At 70.1% G+C, this 19,662-nt stretch carries 16 protein-coding genes, 2 tRNA genes and 1 pseudogene; 11 read left to right on the top strand and 8 right to left on the bottom strand.

Annotated elements, in window-relative coordinates; all coding sequences use genetic code 11:
- Positions 1-9 precede the first annotated feature (9 nt).
- The 6 genes from ehuB to OIU81_RS23315 all read left to right on the top strand — a co-directional run bounded on the left by ehuB (position 10) and on the right by OIU81_RS23315 (position 4,512).
- Positions 10-921, top strand: coding sequence for an ectoine/hydroxyectoine ABC transporter substrate-binding protein EhuB (gene ehuB / locus OIU81_RS23340; RefSeq protein ID WP_329150930.1), 912 nt, complete (start codon positions 10-12; stop codon positions 919-921).
- Positions 918-1,649 (top strand): ectoine/hydroxyectoine ABC transporter permease subunit EhuC, encoded by a 732-nt coding sequence (ehuC, locus tag OIU81_RS23335; RefSeq protein WP_329150928.1) that lies wholly within the window; start codon positions 918-920, stop codon positions 1,647-1,649. The genes ehuB and ehuC overlap by 4 nt, the downstream gene beginning before the upstream one ends.
- A gap of 32 nt (positions 1,650-1,681) precedes the next feature.
- The gene (ehuD, locus tag OIU81_RS23330; protein ID WP_329155311.1) at positions 1,682-2,299 is read left to right on the top strand and encodes an ectoine/hydroxyectoine ABC transporter permease subunit EhuD; all 618 of its coding nucleotides are present in this window, start codon (positions 1,682-1,684) and stop codon (positions 2,297-2,299) included.
- Positions 2,289-3,122, top strand: coding sequence for an ectoine/hydroxyectoine ABC transporter ATP-binding protein EhuA (gene ehuA, locus OIU81_RS23325; RefSeq protein WP_443074031.1), 834 nt, complete (start codon positions 2,289-2,291; stop codon positions 3,120-3,122). Before ehuD ends, ehuA begins: the two co-directional genes overlap by 11 nt.
- A 452-nt stretch (positions 3,123-3,574) precedes the next feature.
- Entirely contained in the window at positions 3,575-4,333 is a 759-nt protein-coding gene (locus OIU81_RS23320; protein ID WP_329150926.1) for an IclR family transcriptional regulator, read from the top strand.
- A 105-nt stretch (positions 4,334-4,438) separates the two neighbouring features.
- Positions 4,439-4,512, top strand: a tRNA-Lys gene (locus tag OIU81_RS23315).
- A 166-nt stretch (positions 4,513-4,678) separates the two neighbouring features.
- Here the strand turns inward: OIU81_RS23315 and OIU81_RS23310 are convergent.
- Together OIU81_RS23310 and OIU81_RS23305 are read right to left on the bottom strand one after the other, a co-directional pair.
- Entirely contained in the window at positions 4,679-5,881 is a 1,203-nt protein-coding gene (locus OIU81_RS23310) for a hypothetical protein (RefSeq protein WP_329150923.1), read from the bottom strand.
- A 59-nt stretch (positions 5,882-5,940) separates the two neighbouring features.
- Positions 5,941-6,360, bottom strand: a complete 420-nt coding sequence (locus tag OIU81_RS23305; protein WP_329150921.1) for an SsgA family sporulation/cell division regulator — start codon at positions 6,358-6,360, stop codon at positions 5,941-5,943.
- 537 nt (positions 6,361-6,897) lie between these two features.
- Between OIU81_RS23305 and OIU81_RS23300 the strand changes: the two genes are divergently transcribed.
- A tRNA-Lys gene (locus OIU81_RS23300) sits at positions 6,898-6,971 on the top strand.
- Between the two features lie 288 nt (positions 6,972-7,259).
- Here OIU81_RS23300 and OIU81_RS23295 read toward each other — a convergent pair.
- Positions 7,260-7,616 (bottom strand): hypothetical protein, encoded by a 357-nt coding sequence (locus OIU81_RS23295; RefSeq protein ID WP_329150919.1) that lies wholly within the window; start codon positions 7,614-7,616, stop codon positions 7,260-7,262.
- 637 nt (positions 7,617-8,253) lie between these two features.
- On the opposite strand from OIU81_RS23295, the pseudogene OIU81_RS23290 reads away from it, so the two are divergent.
- Positions 8,254-10,065, top strand: a pseudogene (locus tag OIU81_RS23290) (glycosyltransferase family 2 protein); the annotation flags it as partial.
- A 503-nt stretch (positions 10,066-10,568) separates the two neighbouring features.
- On the top strand, positions 10,569-12,521 hold the full coding sequence (locus OIU81_RS23285) for a kelch motif-containing protein (protein WP_329150915.1): 1,953 nt from the start codon (positions 10,569-10,571) through the stop codon (positions 12,519-12,521).
- A 290-nt stretch (positions 12,522-12,811) separates the two neighbouring features.
- Here OIU81_RS23285 and OIU81_RS23280 read toward each other — a convergent pair whose 3' ends face one another.
- The 4 genes from OIU81_RS23280 to OIU81_RS23265 form a co-directional block, all read right to left on the bottom strand.
- Positions 12,812-13,882: a glycoside hydrolase family 6 protein gene (locus OIU81_RS23280; protein ID WP_329150913.1), complete on the bottom strand. Its 1,071-nt coding sequence runs from the start codon at positions 13,880-13,882 to the stop codon at positions 12,812-12,814.
- 138 nt (positions 13,883-14,020) lie between these two features.
- The gene (locus OIU81_RS23275; protein WP_329150911.1) at positions 14,021-14,758 is read right to left on the bottom strand and encodes a class F sortase; all 738 of its coding nucleotides are present in this window, start codon (positions 14,756-14,758) and stop codon (positions 14,021-14,023) included.
- A gap of 361 nt (positions 14,759-15,119) precedes the next feature.
- Positions 15,120-15,620: a hypothetical protein gene (locus OIU81_RS23270; protein ID WP_329150909.1), complete on the bottom strand. Its 501-nt coding sequence runs from the start codon at positions 15,618-15,620 to the stop codon at positions 15,120-15,122.
- A 135-nt stretch (positions 15,621-15,755) separates the two neighbouring features.
- The gene (locus OIU81_RS23265) at positions 15,756-16,535 is read right to left on the bottom strand and encodes an HAD-IIA family hydrolase (RefSeq protein WP_329150907.1); all 780 of its coding nucleotides are present in this window, start codon (positions 16,533-16,535) and stop codon (positions 15,756-15,758) included.
- Between the two features lie 603 nt (positions 16,536-17,138).
- Between OIU81_RS23265 and OIU81_RS23260 the strand changes: the two genes are divergently transcribed.
- Together OIU81_RS23260 and OIU81_RS23255 are read left to right on the top strand one after the other, a co-directional pair.
- The gene (locus OIU81_RS23260) at positions 17,139-17,681 is read left to right on the top strand and encodes a UTRA domain-containing protein (protein WP_329150905.1); all 543 of its coding nucleotides are present in this window, start codon (positions 17,139-17,141) and stop codon (positions 17,679-17,681) included.
- A gap of 5 nt (positions 17,682-17,686) precedes the next feature.
- Positions 17,687-18,460: a GntR family transcriptional regulator gene (locus OIU81_RS23255; RefSeq protein WP_329150903.1), complete on the top strand. Its 774-nt coding sequence runs from the start codon at positions 17,687-17,689 to the stop codon at positions 18,458-18,460.
- Positions 18,461-18,575: 115 nt separating this feature from the next.
- On the opposite strand, the gene OIU81_RS23250 is transcribed toward OIU81_RS23255, so the two are convergent.
- Positions 18,576-19,655 (bottom strand): 2-aminoethylphosphonate ABC transporter substrate-binding protein, encoded by a 1,080-nt coding sequence (locus tag OIU81_RS23250; RefSeq protein WP_329150901.1) that lies wholly within the window; start codon positions 19,653-19,655, stop codon positions 18,576-18,578.
- Positions 19,656-19,662: the final 7 nt, after the last annotated feature.

Raw genomic sequence — 19,662 nt, 5'->3', positions numbered from 1 at the left:
GAGAACAGAATGATCAATAGAAAATTGGCCGGTGGCATCCGGCGACGGACGCTGCTCGCGGGGGTGGCGGCGCTCGGCGCGGCGGGTGCGACGGCAGCGGGCACGGGCTGCTCGCGGGTCGACGTCTCCGGAGCGACCGGCGGCGGACACCAGCTTGAGGATCTGCGGAAAAAGGGCACCGTCCGCATGGGAATCGCCAGCGAACCGCCCTATGCGTCCATCAACAACAAGGGCGAATTGACCGGCGAGGCCCCCGCGGTAGCCAAGACGATCTTCCGGCGGCTGGGCATCAAGAACTTCGAGCCGGTACCGGTCGAATTCGGCGCATTGGTGCCCGGTCTGCATTCCTTCCAGTACGACGTCATCGTCGCGGGCATGTTCATCAACAAGGCCCGCTGTGCGGCCGTCCTCTTCTCCGACCCGGATTACGAGAGCAAGGACGCCTTCCTCGTACTCAAGGGCAACCCGAAAAATATCCACTCCTATGCGGACATCGCCAAGGGGAATTACCGGATGGGTTCCGGTATCGGCTACGCCGAGATCGACTATGCGGTCGGCAACGGCGTCAAGAAGAGCTCCATCCAGACCTACGGCGACCAGATCGCCGGCATGGAGGCCCTGGAGGCCGGCCGTATCGATGTCTTCGCCGGCACCGCGCTGACCATGATCGAGGCGCTGAAGACCGGCGCCCACCCCAAGGTGTCGATGACCGCGCCGTTCACGCCGGAGGTCGACGGCAAGCCCCAGCGCGACGGCGGCGGCTACGGCTTCCGCATCGGCGAGACCAAGCTGCGCGACGCCTTCAACCACGAACTGCACAAGATGAAGAAGAGCGGCGAACTCCTGCGCATCGCCCGGCCGTACGGCTTCACCAAGGAGTTCCAGACCGACCTCACGGCGAAGGAGCTCTGTAAGAAGTGACCGGCGCCCTGTGGCAACTCTTCTTCGAGGGGCTGTGGATCACCATCCAGCTGATGGTCTACAGCGCCGCCCTGGCTGCGGCCGTGGCCTTCGGCATCGGCCTGGCCCGCACCTCACGGTTCTGGATCATCCGCTTCCTGTCCGGTGTCTATGTGGAGTTCTTCCGCGGCACCTCGGCACTGGTGCTGATGTTCTGGCTGTTCTTCGCGCTGCCGCTGCTGGGCTGGCAGCTGGTCGGCATCTGGGCGGGCACCCTGGCCCTGGGCCTGTCGTACGGCGCCTACGGCTCCGAGATCGTCCGCGGCGCCGTCCAGGCGGTGGCCCCCGCCCAGCGTGAGGCGGCCATCGCGCTGAGCTTCACGCCCTGGCAGCGGCTGCGGAAGGTGATCCTGCCGCAGGCCGTCCCCGAGATGATGCCGCCGTTCAACAACCTGCTGATCGAGCTGCTCAAGGGCACCGCGCTGGCCTCGCTGCTGTCCATCGGCGAACTCACCTTCCAGGCCAAGCTGGCCCGGCTGTCGACCGGCCAGAGCGCCCAGATCTACGGCATCATCCTCGTCCTCTACTTCCTGGTCGCGTTCGTCCTGACCCGGATCATGCGGGTCCTGGAGCGCCGCGCCAAGGCCTCGATCGGCCGGGCGGTGCCCAAGGGCGAGGGCTGGTTCTCCCGCAAGCTCCCCGTCGAACAGCAGGGCCCCGAGGCGCTGGCCACCGGAGGAAAGCCGTGAACAACTGGTCGTGGAGCTATGTCGGCGAGATCATGCCCGACATCCTCAGGGGGCTGTGGATCACCGTCCAGGCGACGATCTACGGCTCGCTGGTCTCGTTCGCGCTGGGCCTGGTCTGGGCGCTGGCGCTGCGCGCGCCGAGCCGCTGGGTGACCTGGCCGGTGAGCATCTTCGTCGAGTTCGTCCGCAACACCCCGCTGCTGGTGCAGCTGTTCTTCCTGTTCTTCGTCCTGCCGGGCTGGGGACTGACCTTCGCGCCGCTGACCACCGGTGTCATCGGCCTGGGCCTGCACTACTCGACGTACACCTCCGAGGTCTACCGCGCCGGTATCGACGGTGTCCCGCCCGGCCAGTGGGAGGCCGCGACGGCGCTGAGCCTGCCCCGCCGGCGCACCTGGATCGCGGTGATCCTGCCGCAGGCGTTCCGCCGGGTGGTGCCCGCGCTGGGCAACTACGTCATCGCGATGTTCAAGGACACGCCGCTGCTGGCCGGCATCACCGTCGCCGACATGCTCTTCCAGGCGAACAGCATCAGCGCGACCACCTTCGACTACCTGGAGCCGATCACCGTCGTCGGCGTCCTCTTCGTGGTCATCTCCTACCCCACCTCCCTCCTCCTGCGAGCCCTGGAGCGTCGCCTTGTCCGCTGACAGCAATCCCCCCGAGGACCACACACCGGAGCCGGCCCACCCCGCGGATGCCGCGGGAGGCACCGAGCTGATCCGCTTCGACAAGGTCACCAAGCGGTTCGGGACCCACACCGTCCTGGACTCCCTGGACTTCACCGTCTCGTCGGGCAAACACGTCACCCTCATCGGCCCCTCCGGCTCCGGCAAGACCACGATCCTGCGGCTGCTGATGACGCTGCTGACGCCGGACGAGGGCACGATCACGGTCGGCGGCGAGTATCTGACGCAGGAGGAGAAGGGCGGCAAGCTCGTACCGGCCGGGGAGAAGCACATCCGCGAGGTCCGCAAGAAGATCGGCATGGTCTTCCAGCAGTTCAACCTCTTCCCCAACATGAAGGTGCTGCGGAACATCACCGAGGCGCCGGTGCACGTCCTGGGCATGAGCAAGGACGCCGCCGAGGAACGGGCCCGCGACCTCCTCGAGCTGGTGGGCCTGACCGAGCACCTCGACAAGTACCCCACCCAGCTCTCCGGCGGCCAGCAGCAGCGGGTCGCCATCGCCCGGGCACTGGCGATGCGCCCGCAGGTGCTGCTGCTGGACGAGGTGACCTCGGCGCTCGACCCGGAGCTGGTGGCCGGGGTACTGGACGTGCTGCGGGACATCGCCCACACCACGGACATCACGATGCTGTGCGTCACCCACGAGATGAACTTCGCCCGGGACATCTCCGACGACGTCCTGATGTTCGACGCCGGACGGGTCATCGAATCCGGCTCCCCGGAGAAGATCTTCACCGAGCCGACCCACGAGCGCACCAGGGAGTTCCTGAGCGCCGTGCTGTGAACGGCGGGCCGTAGGCGATGGTTTCGGGTGGTGTGTCCCTGCCGGGGGCACACCACCCGGTGCCGTACCGCCCCGGCCAGGCGGCCGGAAAGCCGTCCGGGCCACCGGCCGAGAAGGCACCCTTGCGCGCCAACTCCCCGGCCCGGCCACGGCGATGGCCTGTTCCGCACGCTCCGCCGGCCACGGCCGCCCCCGGCGCGACGTGGCCGGATACCTTCGGGCCCGGAGACTCCCCGGCATCCGGCCTCGTGACCTTGGCATATGCCAACGGCTCTCGCCCCAGTACAGAAAACCCGGGCGCGCTTCTTTTCGGTCAAGACCCCCTCCGCCGAAGGCCGTTGGCCGCTATCGTGAGGGCAGCCCCCGTTGTCCGGGAGCGGCCGGGCATCCCTCGGCCGTGACCACCGGCGGAGGCCACGACGCAAGCGGTACCAACCTGCTAGGGGGAGACCGTGGCGCTGAAGCCCGAGCCGACCGCGCCGTTCCACTCGGTGCAGTACGCCCTGCGCGTACTCGAAACGATCTCCCGGCACGCCGGCGGCGTGACCGATGCGCAGATCGCCCGCGAGACCGGTCTGTCCCCCGGCCAGCTCGCCCACATGCTGTCGATGCTGCGGCGCGAGGGCTATGTCGAGCAGATCGCCGACGGCGCGTATGTCGTCGGCGAGTCGCTGCTGCTCCTGGGCTCGGGCAACGAACGCACCCAGGCGCTGCGCGACAAGCTGCAGCTCACCCTCGACCAGCTGCGCGACTCGGTCGGCGCGGCGGTCTACATCAGCCGGTACATCGACGGCGAGGTGAAGATCCTCCACTACGCCGACGGACCGCTGGCGCCCAAGGTCAACGAGTGGGCCGAATTCCATCGCACGGCGCACGCCAGCGCCGTCGGCAAATGCCTGCTCGCCCAGCTCGACCACGACGGCCGCAAGGACCACCTCTCCCGCCACAAGACCGCCCGGCTCACCTCCCGGACGATCACCAACGAGAAGGTGCTGTTCCACAAGCTCGACAGCCAGCCGCCCACGGTCCCCGTGCTCGACCTCCAGGAGTACGCCGTCGGCACGGTCTGTGCCGCCGTGCCGATCACCGCCGGTTCGACGGTCGGCTGTCTGGCGCTGTCCATGCCGCTGGAGCACGCCCACCGGCTGCGCCAGGCCGCCGACGCGCTCAACCGCAAGGCCGCTCCGGTGCTGCTGTCGCTGGCGATCTAGACCGGCCGGCCCGGACGGTCACCGGCGGGGCCCGGACGGTCACCACCCCCGTGGGCATGGTCAGGAGCACCCCTCTCGACCAGGTAGTATTTCTTTCGTCAGCGCGCGCCGCTAGCTCAGTTGGTTAGAGCAGCTGACTCTTAATCAGCGGGTCCGGGGTTCGAGTCCCTGGCGGCGCACGTATCGAGTGGGCGTTTCCGGTTCTCCGGGAACGCCCACTCTGCTGTGTGGTGGGCGGACGGGACGCACCCGCCGGCGGCCACCGGCCCGAGAGGGTCCGGCGGGCGCGCCTCCTGACCCGTCGGCCGCTGGGGCCGTAGGGCGGGCGGGGCCGGGCCGCGGGTGTCAGGCGGCCACCGTGAGGGGGGTCGTGTCGGGGCGGGCGGCCGCCTGCACCAGGGCCGTGTACGTGCGGCGGAGGGCGATCAGCGATTCCTGGGCCTCGCGGTAGACGGCGGCGTCCGGGCCGCCGCGGTGGGCGAGGGTCCGTACGGGTGCGCAGTGGCGGTCCATCGCGCTGAGCCAGGCCCGGTGCTGCGCGGGGAGGTGACGCCGCAGGAGCTGGCGCCGGCCGTCGCCCATCCGGCGGCCGCCGATGCCCAGCACCGCGTCGGCCGCCTGGAGGACCGGCGGCTCCAGGGCGCCCTGTTCGGCGAGCGCACCGAGGACGGCGCGCTGCTGCGGGGTGGCCGGGGCCGCCGCCAGTTCCACCGCCTCGGCGAGGAGCTGGGCGCGCAGGGCGTGCTGGACGCGTACCAGCCGGCGCAGCGCCGTCGGGGTGGAGGAGTCGTCGGGCGAGCGGCCCGCCAGGGTTTCGGCGAGGCGGAAGAGCCAGATCCCGTGGGCCTCCAGCCGGGTGGCGGCCAGCATCAGCCGGTCCAGCCGGCTGAGCGGCTGCCCCTCGGGGGCCCAGCGGACGATCGGTACCAGGGCTTCGGTGCGGGCCAGTTGGTCGATGGGGATATGGCGGCGCGGTTTGCGTTCGGGGGCCCAGTTGTGGAGCGCGAGGGTGGGCAGGGCGACGAACTGGTCGTGGTCGATGCGGTGCGCGATCGCCGCCCACAGGTCGAGAAAGGCCTGGTCGGCGACCTCACGTGCGGCGGGTGCCTGCGGGTCGAGTCCGCACCAGCCGCAGGACACCGCGATCACCGCGATCCGCATGGCGGCGGCCTCCGCGTTCCGCAGCGAGAGCCGGGAGACGCGTTGCCGCAGGGCTGCCAACTCACCGGCCCGGCGGGCCCGTTCCACCAGTGCGACGGCCGCTTCCCGGTCGGGTGCGGTCGCGGCCGCCCGCGCCATGGCGTCCAGCCGGGTCCAGGTCCCGATCATGGAACGGACGGGGGGCCGCTCGGGCAGGAAGCCGTGTGTGCGGGGGTCGTGCGGAGTGACCGCGACGGGGTCGCCGGCGGTGGCATCGGCGCCGCCGCCGGCTGTCGCATCGGTGCCGCCCCCGTCCGCCCGGCCCGGTGGCGCGGCCTGCCGCGCGGCGGGTATCGCGCAGTCGGCGGACTCGGCCGCTCCCGCCTCCGGAGTCGCAGACCCGTTCACAGTCACCCCCATGGACTCGGCCCCGGTCGGGGGCCCGGTCGTGATCGTCGTGTCCCCCATCAGCACTTCCCCGCGAACAGCCGGGCCAGGTGGGCGTCCAGGTCGAGGTAGCGGTCCTCGTGGCCGGGCGGGACGATCGCCGCGGTCTGCTCCAGCCAGGCGGTCAGCTCACTCGCCCGCACCGACAGCTCACAGATGCTGTCGTCGGTGGACAGCTCGATGTGCACCCGCCGCAGTTCGCCCGGCCGGCGGAACGGCCACACCCGTACGTCCCCCTCGCCCGCCTCGCCGTACAGCCCCGCCAGCAGCAGTTCACGGGCGAACAGCCAGGTGGCGACCGTCCGGCCGCGGCTGATGAAGGCGACCTCGACCTCGTAGGGGCGGTCACTGCGATAGCTGAACCGGCCGGCCACCGGAACTGCTTCGTCCGGCCCGAGGAGGAGCTGCATCTCAAGGGTGCGCTTGGCTGTCGACACCACGACGATCAACCTTTCCGACGGAGGGGCGAGTCCCGGGGACCCGGTCCGGGGCGCGCGTCCTGGCAGACGTTGCTGTGGAGGGTGGGGTTGCAACAGGTGGCGGAGGAGTGACGGACGCCATGGCCGGCGCCCCTCCGGGCGTATGCGGTTTTTCGTCCTGTCGGTCGCCACAGCCTCTCAACCATCGGGCGATATCGCATGTTGACGGAGCAACTGATGATCTACCGCCCATCTGCCCCCGCTCTCGATCCTCACAGAGCGATACGGGCGCACGAGCGGCCGAAGGTCCCGAGATCACGGGACTTTTGACCGCGGCGCGATGGACCACCGGCGAGGTACGGACGGTGGAGCACGGGCGACGGGGCGGGGCCTGCGGGACGGCGGGACCGGGCACCCGCGGGGAGGGGAGTGCGCGCCTGCGGGGTGCCGGCGGGGGCACTCGGGAGTGGCAGGGATCACAGGGCCGGGGTGCGTGAGCGTGACGGTCCGGGGTACGGAGCACCCCCCGAGTTCGTGTAAAGTTCTCCAGGTCAGCGCGCGCCGCTAGCTCAGTTGGTTAGAGCAGCTGACTCTTAATCAGCGGGTCCGGGGTTCGAGTCCCTGGCGGCGCACGTAAGACTGAGGCCCCTCGCCATGCGGGGGGCCTCAGTCATGCGCTCGGCCGGACGGACGACCCGCCGGCCCTCCGCCCCCTTGCTTCCGGCTCACTCCGGGACCCGCAAGCCGAACGGCTTAAGCGATCTTCGCGCCGCCCCGCGGGCACGCGGCATCACCGACGACCCGGACCTCCCCCGGCAGGTCATGATCCAGGCCCGGACGGCACCCTCTTTGCGACGCCCGGAAGGCGGCGGAGGGGAATTTGCACAGTCACAAACAGTAATTGTCCGATCGCACACGGATTAATCGGCGGCCGGGGCTGCCCTTTCTTTTTCCGCGAGCTCCCGCTTCGGCCAGCCCCGGCTTTCCTGATCTTCACTGGACCCGCCGTGGCCGATGGCGAGCCTTCCGGCACCGGGGAGACGCCCGCACCTCTCGCGGCAGCCGTCGAAATCATCGTGGCGGTGTCCACGGAGGGGACACTCCGGGTTCTTCTCCTGCCGTCCCGGCGCCAACCGGCCGAGAGTGGAGGGATTCCCCTGGAACCAGCCCATACCTTCAGCCAAATCGCTGTACGCGAGGGTAACTTCACCGGAACCGCCAAACAGACCGAACTCGTCATGGATCCGCCCGTCACCCGCTTTGCCGGTGAATTCCACCGACGGCCGCCACCTGGCGCGCACGGGGCGCCTCAACTCCCCTGAGCAGGCGGTTCTTTCGCCGAACGGCGGCATCCGCACCGTCCGCCGGGGCGCCCCGGAAACTCGCGACGGGGCGCTATTCTCGTCGGCTGACGGCCGATCGGCGGCACGGGCTTTACGGCCGCGGAGTATCCCTCTTCGGTCGCCGGGGGCGTTCCTGACCCATGAGCGGGGCAGGGCCCGGCCATTGCCCCGATATCCCTCGACAGCAGGAGAATTGGCGGCAGTCCCGGATCGCGTGATGTGCCCTGCGTCACATCGCGCCCAGTATTGCGCATTCTGTGCGCATATTCTTGAGTGACTCTTGCCATCACGACTGCAGTTGGGGAACCTGACCTGGTCACCCGGCAGAAATGGGGCCGGGTTCTGTGACGTTGGAACAGTGGGGTACGCCGGGTGGCGTGATGTGAACACGGGGAACTCTCCGCTTGGCAAGATCGCGGAGGTGTTGCACACGCAACCGGAAGATGGTCGTCACCGTCTGACGGTGCAGGTCGCCGACATTCAGAGCGCCCGGATCGACCGCGGGGGACCGCGGACCCGGGCCATCAGCAGACGGGCGCGCAGCCGACGTTGCGCGCGGGGGGATGGATTCATGACATCGCCGCCTGAGGGCGCCGGGACACAGCAGCCGTACGACCCCTCCGCCACGACACGCCTGCGCATGCCACGCCACCGCCGGCAGCGGCAGATGGCGCGCAAGCCGCTGCCGCGCTACGACTACGAGCACTACAGCAGGCTGGCCGGGCCGCTCACCCAGCCCGACCCGGACAAGCCCTACACGGTCCGCTACCGCTCGCTGCTCTCCGGCGAACCGCACCGCATCCGGGCCGCGCTGCTGCTCGGTGCCGCGCCGCTGGTCTCGTTCGGGCTGCTCATCTGGCTGATGCAGCCGGAGCACTGGACCGAACGCGACTACCCCGCCTACGACTTCCTGCCCGTGCTGGACGTCGTCATGCTGGTGTCGATCGGGCTGATCGAGTTCTTCCGGTGCATGAATGTGCTGTCCAACGCGCACGCCACCCTCGTCGCCCGCGACCCCATACCCGTCATACCCGAGAGCGGCACCCGCGTCGCCTTCCTCACGTCCTTCGTGCCCGGCAAGGAACCGCTGGACATGGTGACGAAGACGCTGGAGGCGGCGGTCAAGATCCGCCACCGCGGGCTGCTGCACATCTGGCTGCTGGACGAGGGTGACGACCCCGAGGTCAAGGAGGTCTGCCGGCGGCTGGGCGTCCACCACTTCACCCGTAAGGGCGTCCCGGAGTGGAACCTCCCCAAGGGCCCGCACCGCGCCAAGACCAAGCACGGCAACTACAACGCCTGGCTGCAGGCGCACGGCGACGCCTACGACTACTTCGCCTCCGTCGACACCGACCATGTCCCGCTGCCCAACTACCTGGAGCGGATGCTGGGCTTCTTCCGCGACCCGGACGTGGGGTTCGTCATCGGCCCCCAGGTGTACGGCAACTACGACACCTTCGTCACCAAGGCCGCCGAGTCCCAGCAGTTCCTCTTCCACGCGCTGGTCCAGCGGGCCGGCAACCGCTACGGCGCGCCGATGTTCGTCGGCACGTCCAACGCCGTCCGCATCAGCGCGCTCCAGCAGATCGGCGGGCTGTACGACTCGATCACCGAGGACATGGCGACCGGTTTCGAGATGCACCGGCACCGCAATCCGCAGACCGGGAAGAAGTGGCGCTCGGTCTACACGCCGGACGTGCTCGCGGTCGGCGAGGGGCCCACGGCCTGGACGGACTTCTTCACCCAGCAGCTGCGCTGGTCGCGCGGGACGTACGAGACGATCCTCAAGCAGTTCTGGAAGGCGCCGTTCACCCTGCCCGTGGGCCGGCTCTTCAACTACTCGATGATGGTCATCTTCTACCCGATGTCCGCCCTGAACTGGATTCTGGCGGCCCTGAGCTGTGCGTTGTTCCTGGGGCTCGGCGCCTCGGGTGTGGAGATCGATCCGGCCGTGTGGATGATGCTGTACGGCAACGCCTCGGCGCTGCAGATCGGGCTGTACATCTGGAACCGGCGGCACAACGTCTCGCCGCACGAGCCGGAGGGCTCCGGCGGTGTCGCGGGCATGGTGATGTCCGCGCTGTCGGCGCCGATCTACGCCCGGTCGCTGTTCGACGCCGTGCTGCGCCGCAAGAGCAAGTTCGTGGTGACGCCGAAGGGTGACTCGTCCAGCCCGGACACCCTGTTCGGCACCTTCCGGGTGCATCTGTTCTTCCTGGCCGTCTTCGGCGGCTCGCTGGTGGCCTCGTTCGTGCTGGGCCACAGCCATCCGGCGATGGTCACCTGGGCCGTGCTCGCCATGCTCATCACCGCCGCGCCGATCGCCGCCTGGCGCCATTCCCTGCGTACGGAGAAGCGGAAGCAGGCCACCGCCCCGGCTGGGGGCACCGCCGGCAACGCGGACGGCGCGAGCACCGGCACCCTCGTCGGCACCAGCGGCGCCGGCCTCGCCGACACCGTTGTCGGGGCCACGGTCACGGCTGCGGGAGGTGTCACGGCAGGTGACGCTGCCGGTGCCGTTTCCGGTGCCGTTTCCGGAGGCACTGCCGGGAGCGCCGGCGGCGGGCGGCGGGCGGCCGCGCATGCCAGGCGGCCCGCTGACCAGGCCGAGGAGCGAGCCCGGGACCGGGCCGAGGACGGGGACGGGGTCGGGGTCGGGGTCGGGGATCGAGACCCGGCAGAGGGCCGGGACGGGGACCGGGCAAAGGACGGGGATCAGGACGGGAACCGGTCCGAGGACCGGGGTTCCGATGAGGCCGGCGCCGCGGCCACCGACCGGGCAGGCGAGCGGGCCGACGAGCGGGCCACCGACCGGGCCGGCGACCGCACCGCCGCCCCGTCCGTCAGCGAACAGACCATGCAGATCGCCCTTGGGGGACGTCACACATGAAGTACCGTCCGAGCCGTCGCGCCCGCCGAGTGGCGATAGCGACGGCAGTGGTGGTTGCGCTGGCCGGGATGAACGGGCCGGCCCTCTACAGCTTCGCCTCGGAGCAGTACCACCAGTACAAGATCGACAAGCCGGAGTACAAGGCGGCGAACGGCAAGTGGGACGTCGTCAACGTCCCGCAGAAGTACCGCATCAACACCATCCACGCGGCCCTGCTGCACACGGGGAAGGTGCTGCTGGTCGCGGGCTCCGGCAACAACGCGGCGAACTTCAGGGCGAAATCGTTCCGTACGGTCCTGTGGGACCCGGAGAAGAACACCTTCAAGAACATCCCCACGCCCAAGGACCTCTTCTGCTCCGGGCACACCCAGCTCCCGGACGGCAAGCTCCTGGTGGCCGGCGGCACCCAGCGCTACGAGAAGCTGAACGGCGACGTGAAGAAGGCCGGCGGCCTCATGATCGTCTACAACGAGAACCCGGACGGCCCCAAGACGTTCCCGGCCGGCACGCTCTTCACGGGCAAGCAGAACGGCAAGACCTTCGCCTCCAAGGACCCGGTCGTGGTGCCGCGGGCGAAGAAGAAGACCGACCCGAAGACCGGCAAGGTCATGGTGGTGCACAGTGAGGCCCGGGTCTATGTCGAGGCGCTCAAGGACGGCCGCAGCCACTCCACCGGTTCCCAGGACAACTACCGCATCCACGGCCTGACCGGCGCGGACGCCCGTAACTTCTACGGCATCGCGCAGAAGCTGTCCTTCGACAAGAAGGACTTCCAGGGGATCAAGGACTCCTTCGAGTTCGACCCGGTGGCCGAGCGCTACCTCCCTCTCAGCCCGATGAACGAGGCCCGCTGGTACCCCACCCTCACGTCCCTGCAGGACGGCAAGGTGCTCTCGGTCTCCGGCCTCGACGAGATCGGGCAGGTCGTCCCCGGCAAGCAGGAGATCTACGACCCGAAGACGAAGAAGTGGCGCTATCTGCCCAAGCGGCGCTTCTTCCCGACCTACCCGGCGCTCTTCCTGACCGACAAGGGCCGGATCTTCTACACCGGCTCCAACGCCGGCTACGGGCCGGACAACATCGGCCGCAAGCCCGGCATCTGGGACCTCAAGTCCAACAAGTTCCAGCTGGTGCCAGGGATGAGCGACCCGAACATCCTGGAGACGTCGATGTCGGTGCTGTTGCCGCCGGCCCAGCAGCAGCGCTACATGGTGCTGGGCGGGGGCGGCGTCGGCGAGGACCCGAAGTCCACCGACAAGACCCGGATCGTGGACCTGCACTCCCCCTCACCGCGCTTCAAGGACGGGCCGCCGCTGTATGCGAAGGCCCGCTACCCGAGCAGCGTGATCATGCCGGACGACACCGTGCTGACCACCAACGGCTCCGGTGACTACCGCGGGCGCAGCGACTCCAACGTCCTCAAGGCGGAGCTGTACGACCCGGCGAGCAACTCGGCCCGGCAGGTGGCCGACCCGCTGGTGGGCCGCAACTACCACTCCGGCGCGCTGCTGCTGCCCGACGGCCGGGTGATGACCTTCGGCTCCGACTCCCTCTACGCCGACAAGGACAACACCAAGCCGGGCGTCTTCCAGCAGCAGATCGACCTCTACACCCCGCCCTACCTCTACCGCAGCTCCCGCCCCGAGCTGACGGACCGCGGCCCCACGACGGTCCCGCTCGGTGGCAGCGCGACGTTCGGCGCTCCGCACGCCTCCGCCATCAAGAAGATGCGGCTGATGCGCCCCGGGTCCTTCACCCATGTCACCAATGTCGAACAGCGCTCGATCGCGGTGGACTTCAAGGCGACCGAGGACGGGAACGGGGTACGGGTCACGCTGCCCAAGGACCCGTCCCTGGTACCGCCCGGGTGGTACATGCTGAACGCGGTCGACGGCAAGGGAACCCCGTCGAAGGCGGTATGGGTGAAGGTGCCGGTGGCGCAGGGGTAGCCCGCCCGCCCCGCCGGGCCCGTACGGTCCCGGGACTCCGGGGGCGAGGCATCAGCCCTCCCCCGGCGTCCGGGCCTTCGCCATCAGGGCTCAGGTGGCGAAGGCCGCAGCACCGAGCCGTCGGGCAGCGGGAGCGACATCAGGCCGACGCTGTAGCAGGCGACCCCTTGTCGGGCCCCGTGGTGGAGGTCGCCGGTCGTGGAGATCAAAGCCCTGACGATCAGCCTCCGCGGCAGCCCGCCCGGACGGCCCCGCCCGGCCCCCGTCCCCTACCGATTACCTCTTGCGCGCTACTTCGCGCCGCGCGCCAGCCCCAACGCGTACGAGGGCCACCAGGCGCCCGCCTTCGGGCCGCCCTTGCAGGTGCCGTCCGACTCACCCGGGCGCTTGATCCACAGGTAGTCGGCGATCAGGGGATCGGCGGTCTTGGTCGTCGGCGGAGTGCCCAGGGCGCGCCCCGGGGGGTTGCACCAGTTCTCCGGGTCGTCGCCGCCGGGCGCCGGACCGTTGCCGTTGCGGCTGGTGTCGATGACGAAGCGCTTGCCGCCGACCATGGCGGACAGCTGCTTGCCGTACTTCGTGTTCTCCGCGGTGGTCTGGTAGTTGGAGATGTTCAGCGCGAAGCCGTCGGCCCGGTCGATACCGGCCCGCTTGAGGGGTTCGACCATCTGGCCCGGGTCCTTGATCCAGTGCGGATTGCCGGCATCCAGATAAACCTTGGTGTGCGGCAGCGCCTTGAGCTTGCCGACCGCCTCCGTCAGCAGGGCGTACCGCTCCTCCTGGAACTTCTGCGGGGTGCACTTGTCCGCGATGTGCGGCAGCGCGTCGGGCTCCAGGATGACGGTGGTGGGGCGGTCGCCGATGCCCTTGAGCACACCGTCCAGCCACGCCCGGTAGGCGTTGCCGTCGGCGGCGCCTCCCTGGGAGTAGCTGCCGCAGTCGCGGTGCGGGATGTTGTAGAGGACCAGCAGCGCCTCACGGCCGGCCTTGGCGGCCGCCTCGGTGAAGCCCCGGGCCTCCCCTTGCGGGTCGTCGACGCCTATCCACTCGGCGACCGGCTGCGCCGCGATCTTGTTGACCAGGCGGGCGTCCGCGGACTTGTCGTCCTTGCGGTACGCGGACATCTGGCGGGCCGCCTTGCTGTCCGGGTTGACCCAGAACGGCGTGACGGACTTGGGGCGTTGGCCCGGCTCGGCCGGCAGGCCGTCGTCCTTGCCGCCGTCGGAGGAACAGCCGGCGAGCAGCAGCACAGCCATCGCTCCCGCCGCTGCCGCACCGGGATGCGCGAGACGCCGCCGTCCGGCACCGGAGCGGCCCGTCGGCGGCCCGGCCCCGGCCGTCCGCCGCAGATTGCCGTCCATCCACTCCCCCTCGGGCACGGAACACGACCGACTGAAGAACACCGGCCGCCCCCATCGTGGCACACGGCCCCCCTGCCGGGTCGGCCTGTGGACGCGCCCTGCACCGTCCTCGCTAAGGGACTTGACGGAGCGCGCCCGTCATGATGCGGGGCTCTCCCCCGCGTTCCCGGCCTGGAACGACGTCAGATACGCCGCGACCACGACCACCTTCGCAGGACCACCGTCACGCCCTGCCGCGGCACCGCCGCGAGCGCCGTCATCGACGATCAACCGCAGTTCGGAGCGGCCTCCTTCGTGCGGGGCGTAGGCCCGGTGGGGGTCGAAGCGGTCGTGGTCGTAGAGCTGGACGTCCTCGACGGTGAAGCGCGCGGTGCTGCCGTCGGCACGCCGGACCTCCACCCGCTGCCCCGGCTTGAGACCGGTCAGCCGCCGGACGGTGAGGGGCCCGGCACCGGAACCACGGTCGCCGCCGGCCCGGCCCACCAGCAGCGCCGCGCCCGCCTCGCCCGGTTGCGGCCCCGCGGCGTACCAGCTGACGGTGTCCGGCGAGGCGGGCGCGGGCGGGGCCGGCAGCCCGTTCTCGTCAAGATCTTGCGCGCCGATACCGGCCCCCCGTACACCGAGCGCTTCGATGGTGATCCCCATGGGCTCCGTGGTCGCCGAGGCCGGCACCGGGGCGTGCGCATGCGCGGGCCCCTGACGCCCCAACGGACGGCCGACCGCGGCCACATCACCCGTAGTGGCGAGCTGTGCGGCCACGCCCTCAGCCAGATCACGCCCCCACAACCACAGCCCCAGCAACAACACCGCCCACGCCACCCCCGCAAGAAGCTGGCCCGTGCGGTGGGGGTGGAGGTGGGCATTCCCCTTGTTCATGTGTGGCGCAGCGCCAGTATGTGGCGGCGGCGTACCCGGGCTTGTCGCCGCAGTTGTGGCCGAAGTTGTGGCCGAAGTTGTGGCCGTAGTTGTGGCCACAGTGGCTGCCGTAGCCGTAGCCGTACGTCCCCCTGCGGACTTCTCGCTCCCCGCATCCGCCCTGGTACCCGGAGGGGCCACGACGTCGCCCCCCGTACTGATTCCGGGGCCGGCGACGGGCAGTTTCAGGGGTTTGAGCGTCCCTGGGAGGCCATACGGACCGGAGGCGCGGTGCGCGGCCCGCTCAGGTCTGTCGACCACATCCGCCCCGCGCGCGCCGGACGGGGCAGCCACCCCGGCGGCGCCCGTCCGCCCTTCCTCGTCAGCGCTCATCGGCCCCGCCCCGTCGCGTGCGGCGCAACCTCAGCCGGAGCCGGAGCAGCTGTCCCGCGATGACGAGGACGGCGCCGCCGGCCAGCACCAGGCCGACGGCCGAGGTACTGCTCAGCTCGTGGCGCGGCCCGGCGTCGGCGGTGGGCCGGGGACCGGCGGGGGAAGCCTCATCGGCGGCGGCCAAGGGCTCGGCCTTCCGTACGGGCGGTACCGCGGTGGCGAAGGCCGACGGGCAGGCGGCTCCCCATACGGCATGACAGCCGGTGGCCTCCCGGGAAGCCGCGCGGCCCAGGGCGTACGGGGCGGTGCGCGGGGCGTACGGGGCGTACGGGGCGTACGGGGCCGATGCGACAAGGTTCCTGCCGGTACCGAAACCGGAACCGCTCCCGCTACCGGTGCCGGTGCCGTGTACGCCCACCCCGTAGGCGGGCGCCGCCATCACCGCGCACGCCGCGACCGCGGCACAGAGAGCAAGTTGCCGTGAGCGCATGGTGAACCTCCGATACCTCCGAAGGTCCGCCCGAGCGAGCCCGCCCGCATCCGGTGCGGTCCGATGCTGCGCCGTTCGGGTGGGGCAGGGCGCCGGCAGGCCACCGGCTCGGCCGCGGCGGCGGCCGGACGGCGGTCAGACCAGGTCGATGAGGTCCGCGATCGAGTCCACCACGCGGGAGGGGCGGAACGGATGCCGCTCGACCTCCTCGGGGCGGGTCAGCCCGGTCAGCACCAGGAAGGTCTCCATGCCCGCTTCCAGTCCGGCCACCACATCGGTGTCCATCCGGTCGCCGATCATCGCGGAGGTCTCGGAGTGGGCGCCGATGACGTTGAGGCCGTGCCGCATCATCAGCGGGTTGGGCTTGCCGACGAAGTACGGGTCGACGCCCGTCGCCTTGGTGATCAGCGCGGCCACCGACCCGGTAGCGGGCAGCGCGCCCTGCGGCGAGGGACCGGTCTCGTCGGGGTTGGTCGCGATGAACCGGGCCCCGTCGTTGATCAGCCGGATCGCCTTCGTCAGGGCCTCGAAGCTGTAGGTGCGGGTCTCGCCGAGGACCACGTAATCCGGGGAGTGGTCGGTCAGGACATAGCCGATGTCGTGCAGGGCGGTGGTCAGGCCCGCCTCCCCGATGACGTACGCGGTGCCGCCGGGCCGCTGGTCGTCGAGGAACTGGGCAGTGGCCAGCGCGGAGGTCCAGATGGACTCCCAGGGCACATCCAGCCCGATACGGCTCAGCCGGGCGTGGAGATCGCGCGGGGTGTAAATGGAGTTATTCGTCAGCACAAGAAAGGGTTTGCCCGATTCGCGCAGCCGCTTGATGAAGGCGTCCGCCCCGGGAACCGGAACGCCCTCGTGCATCAGGACGCCGTCCATGTCGGTGAGCCATGACTCGATCGGCTTGCGCTCTGCCACTGCCGGACTCCTGCCGTGCGTGAGGACCAGGGGCGCCGACCGCCTCCCGCACACGCCGCGAACCACGAGCGTGCCCCCGGGGCGTACGTACGGCCGACACACCCACCCTAAGTCAGCCCCTCACGCCCCCGACCCGGCGATGACCGGGGATCTTCGACGGCGTCCGGCACGTGCGCGCCCCGGATCTCGGCGATCCGCAGCCGTCACGGAGCGACTCGGTGCATCGCTCTCCGAGGAAACGCAGCTCGCCGTCCGACACCCGGCGGTCGTTGAGCATCGCTCGTGCATGCCCGAGTAATGCGACCGCCATCTCCAGCTGGGTCGCCTCCACCTCGTCGGCCAGGCGTGAGATCGGGCCGCTTCCCTCCCCTATGAGGTAGCAGGGTTTGCCCCCGGAGTCGGACCACGGCAGGAGTCGGGGCTGCTGTCACTGAGGCACATACACGGTGGACCACCGCCTGATATCGAGGCTGTTCACATCGAGGGCAGTATCGGTTTTCACGAATAGCAGCAAGGATTCACGGGAGTGGGCTGAGCTTGTCACTTGTTTCGTAAGGCAGCACAGTGGGATCGGGGAGAGGGTCGTCCGTGCCGGAGGGTGCCGTGAGCAGCGTCGAGTGGGTCACCACGTCAGTGCCGTACCTGAGCGCGCGGCAGCCCGGGCAGAGTGATGCCTGGAGCACCGAGACCGCGGCCAGGGGGCGGCGGGGAAGCCAGCGCATCGTGCAGGCGGGAGAGGTCACCGCGCCCGCCGCGATCGCGGAGGTACTGGGCCTGGAACAGGGCGCCGAAGTCGTCGTACGACGGCGCATCATGTATCTCGACGACCGGCCGTGCGAGTTGACGGACACCTACTACCCGCCGGTGATCGCCCGCGGCACCCGGCTCGCCGGGACGGCGAAGATCCCGGGCGGGGCGGTCACGCTGCTCGCCGAACTCGGATACGTCGGCGTCCGCTCCCGTGAGGACGTCAGTGCGCGGCTGCCCAGCGAGGAGGAGGCCGAGGCCCTGGAGTCGGAAATGACGCAGCCCGTACTCCAGTTGATCCGGCTGACGCTCGACGCCCGGGACCGGCCGATCCAGGCGGACAGGATGGTCATGCCGGCCCAGCTCCAGCAACTGCGCTACGACATGAGGATCGGGTGACTCCTGTGCCCAGCGAAGAGACCGGCGCCGTTGACCACCGTTCGCTGCACGAGAGGATCGCCGCCGATCTGCGCGACGAGATCATGAACGGCGACCTCGCGCCGGGCGCCAAGCTGCCCTCCACGGCACAGCTCAAGGAGCGGTTCGCCGCCTCGAACGCCACCGTGCAGAAGGCGCTGGGCCTGTTGAAGGACGAACGCCTGGTCGTCGGGCGGGCCGGGGCCGCCGTCACCGTGCGAGACCACCGGCAGCGGACCATGCGCCCGGCTTCGTACATGGCACCGGCAGCCGGTGGCGAACGCTACCGCTGGCTGACCGAGGCCGAGAAGCTGGGGACCCATGCCCGGAGCAGACTGCTGCGCGTGGCGGACGTCGTGCCGCCCGCCGATGTGGCTGCGGCGCTCGGGCTCCCGGAGGGCGGCACGGCCCTGCTCCGTCATCAACTGCTGCTGATCGATGACGAGCCGGTGGAGCTGGTCAGCTCCTACTACCCGCCGGAGATCGCCCGGGGCACGGCGATCGAGAAGCGCCGGAAGATCAGGGGCGGCACGCCCGCACTCCTTGCCGAGCTGGGGTATCCGCCCCGGCTCAGCGTGGACCGGGTCTCGGCGCGGGTGCCCACCCAGGAGCAGTTCACCGCGCTCCGGCTGCCGGGCGATCTCCCGGTGCTGCGCACCTTGCGTGTCGTCCACGGCGAGGGCGACCGCCCCCTCGAGGTCACGGTGATGGTCAAGGCGGGTCATCTCTACGAGATGCAGTACGAGTTCACGGCGGAGTGACGCGGCGGGCCCGGCCGCCACGTGCGCCGGAGCGACCAGGCCCGGCCGCCGCGTGAACAGGTACGGCCGGGCCCGGTGCGTGCCTACCGGGCCCGGTGCATCCGCACCCTTCCCGTCAGCTCCCCGTAGCCGTGCGCCACGCCTCGAGGTAGGTCTCAAGGTTCTTGTCGATGTCGTTCCAGTCCGGGTGGAAGATCTCGACGTCCTTCATGAGGGCGGCGAGGTGGGTGGCGTGGGAGTCGGTGGGCTTGATGTCCTTGCGGGAGGTGAAGCCGCCGCCGACGGCGGAGACCTGCTGCTGGACCTCGGGGGACAGCAGGTAGTCGAGGAACTTCTGGGCGTTGGCGCGGTGCGGGGCGTCCTTGACCAGGCCGGCGGCGTACGGGAGGGAGAAGGTGGTGGGCTTGGCGCCGGGCTCGGCGGCGGGGAAGAAGATGCCCTGGTCCGGCATCGACTTCTGGTTGGCGTAGTTCATCTGGACATCGCCGTTGGCGACGAGGAGTTCGCCCTTGTCCGTCTTGGGGGCGAGCTGGCCGGTGGAGGAGGACGGGCCGACGTTGTTGGCCTGGAGCTTCTTGAAGAATTCCATGGCCGGTTCCTGGCCGCCGAAGTCGTGCAGGGCCTTGATGAGCACGGCGGTGCCGTCGCCGGCGACGCCGGGCGTGGAGTACTGGAGCTTGTCCTTGAACTTCGGGTCCAGCAGGTCCTGCCAGGTGGCGGGGGCCTTCTTCAGCTGCTTCTTGTTGTAGATGAAGCAGAAGTAGTTGTTGACGATCGAGGTCCACTTGCCGGCCGGGTCCTTGTCGGCGGCGGCGACCTGGTCGGCGCCCTTGGGGCGGTAGGTGTCCAGCAGGCCCTTGCCCTCGGCCTGCTGGATGAACGGCGGAAGGGTGACGACGACGTCGGCCTTGGTGTTGGCCCGCTCGCGGGCCAGGCGCTGAACGGCCGCGCCGGAGCCGGACTCGACGTAGTTGACCTTGATGCCGGTCTTCTTCTCGAAGTCCTGGAAGACCTTGTCGTAGAAGCCGTCGCCCCGCTCGCTCTTGAGGCCGTCGGCGCTGTAGACGGTGATCTCCTTGGCGTGGGGGTCGGTGGTGGAGGCGCCGCCGCACGCGGTGAGCGAGGCGGCGAGGGTGAGGGCGCCGCAGCAGGCGGCGAGCGGCTTGCGGAAGGGGCGGATGCCGGAGAGGGACATGGCGGGG

The organism is Streptomyces sp. NBC_01454 (assembly GCF_036227565.1).
In the GTDB taxonomy this organism is placed as follows: Bacteria; Actinomycetota; Actinomycetes; order Streptomycetales; family Streptomycetaceae; genus Streptomyces.
This window is presented reverse-complemented; position numbering and strand designations above follow the sequence as displayed.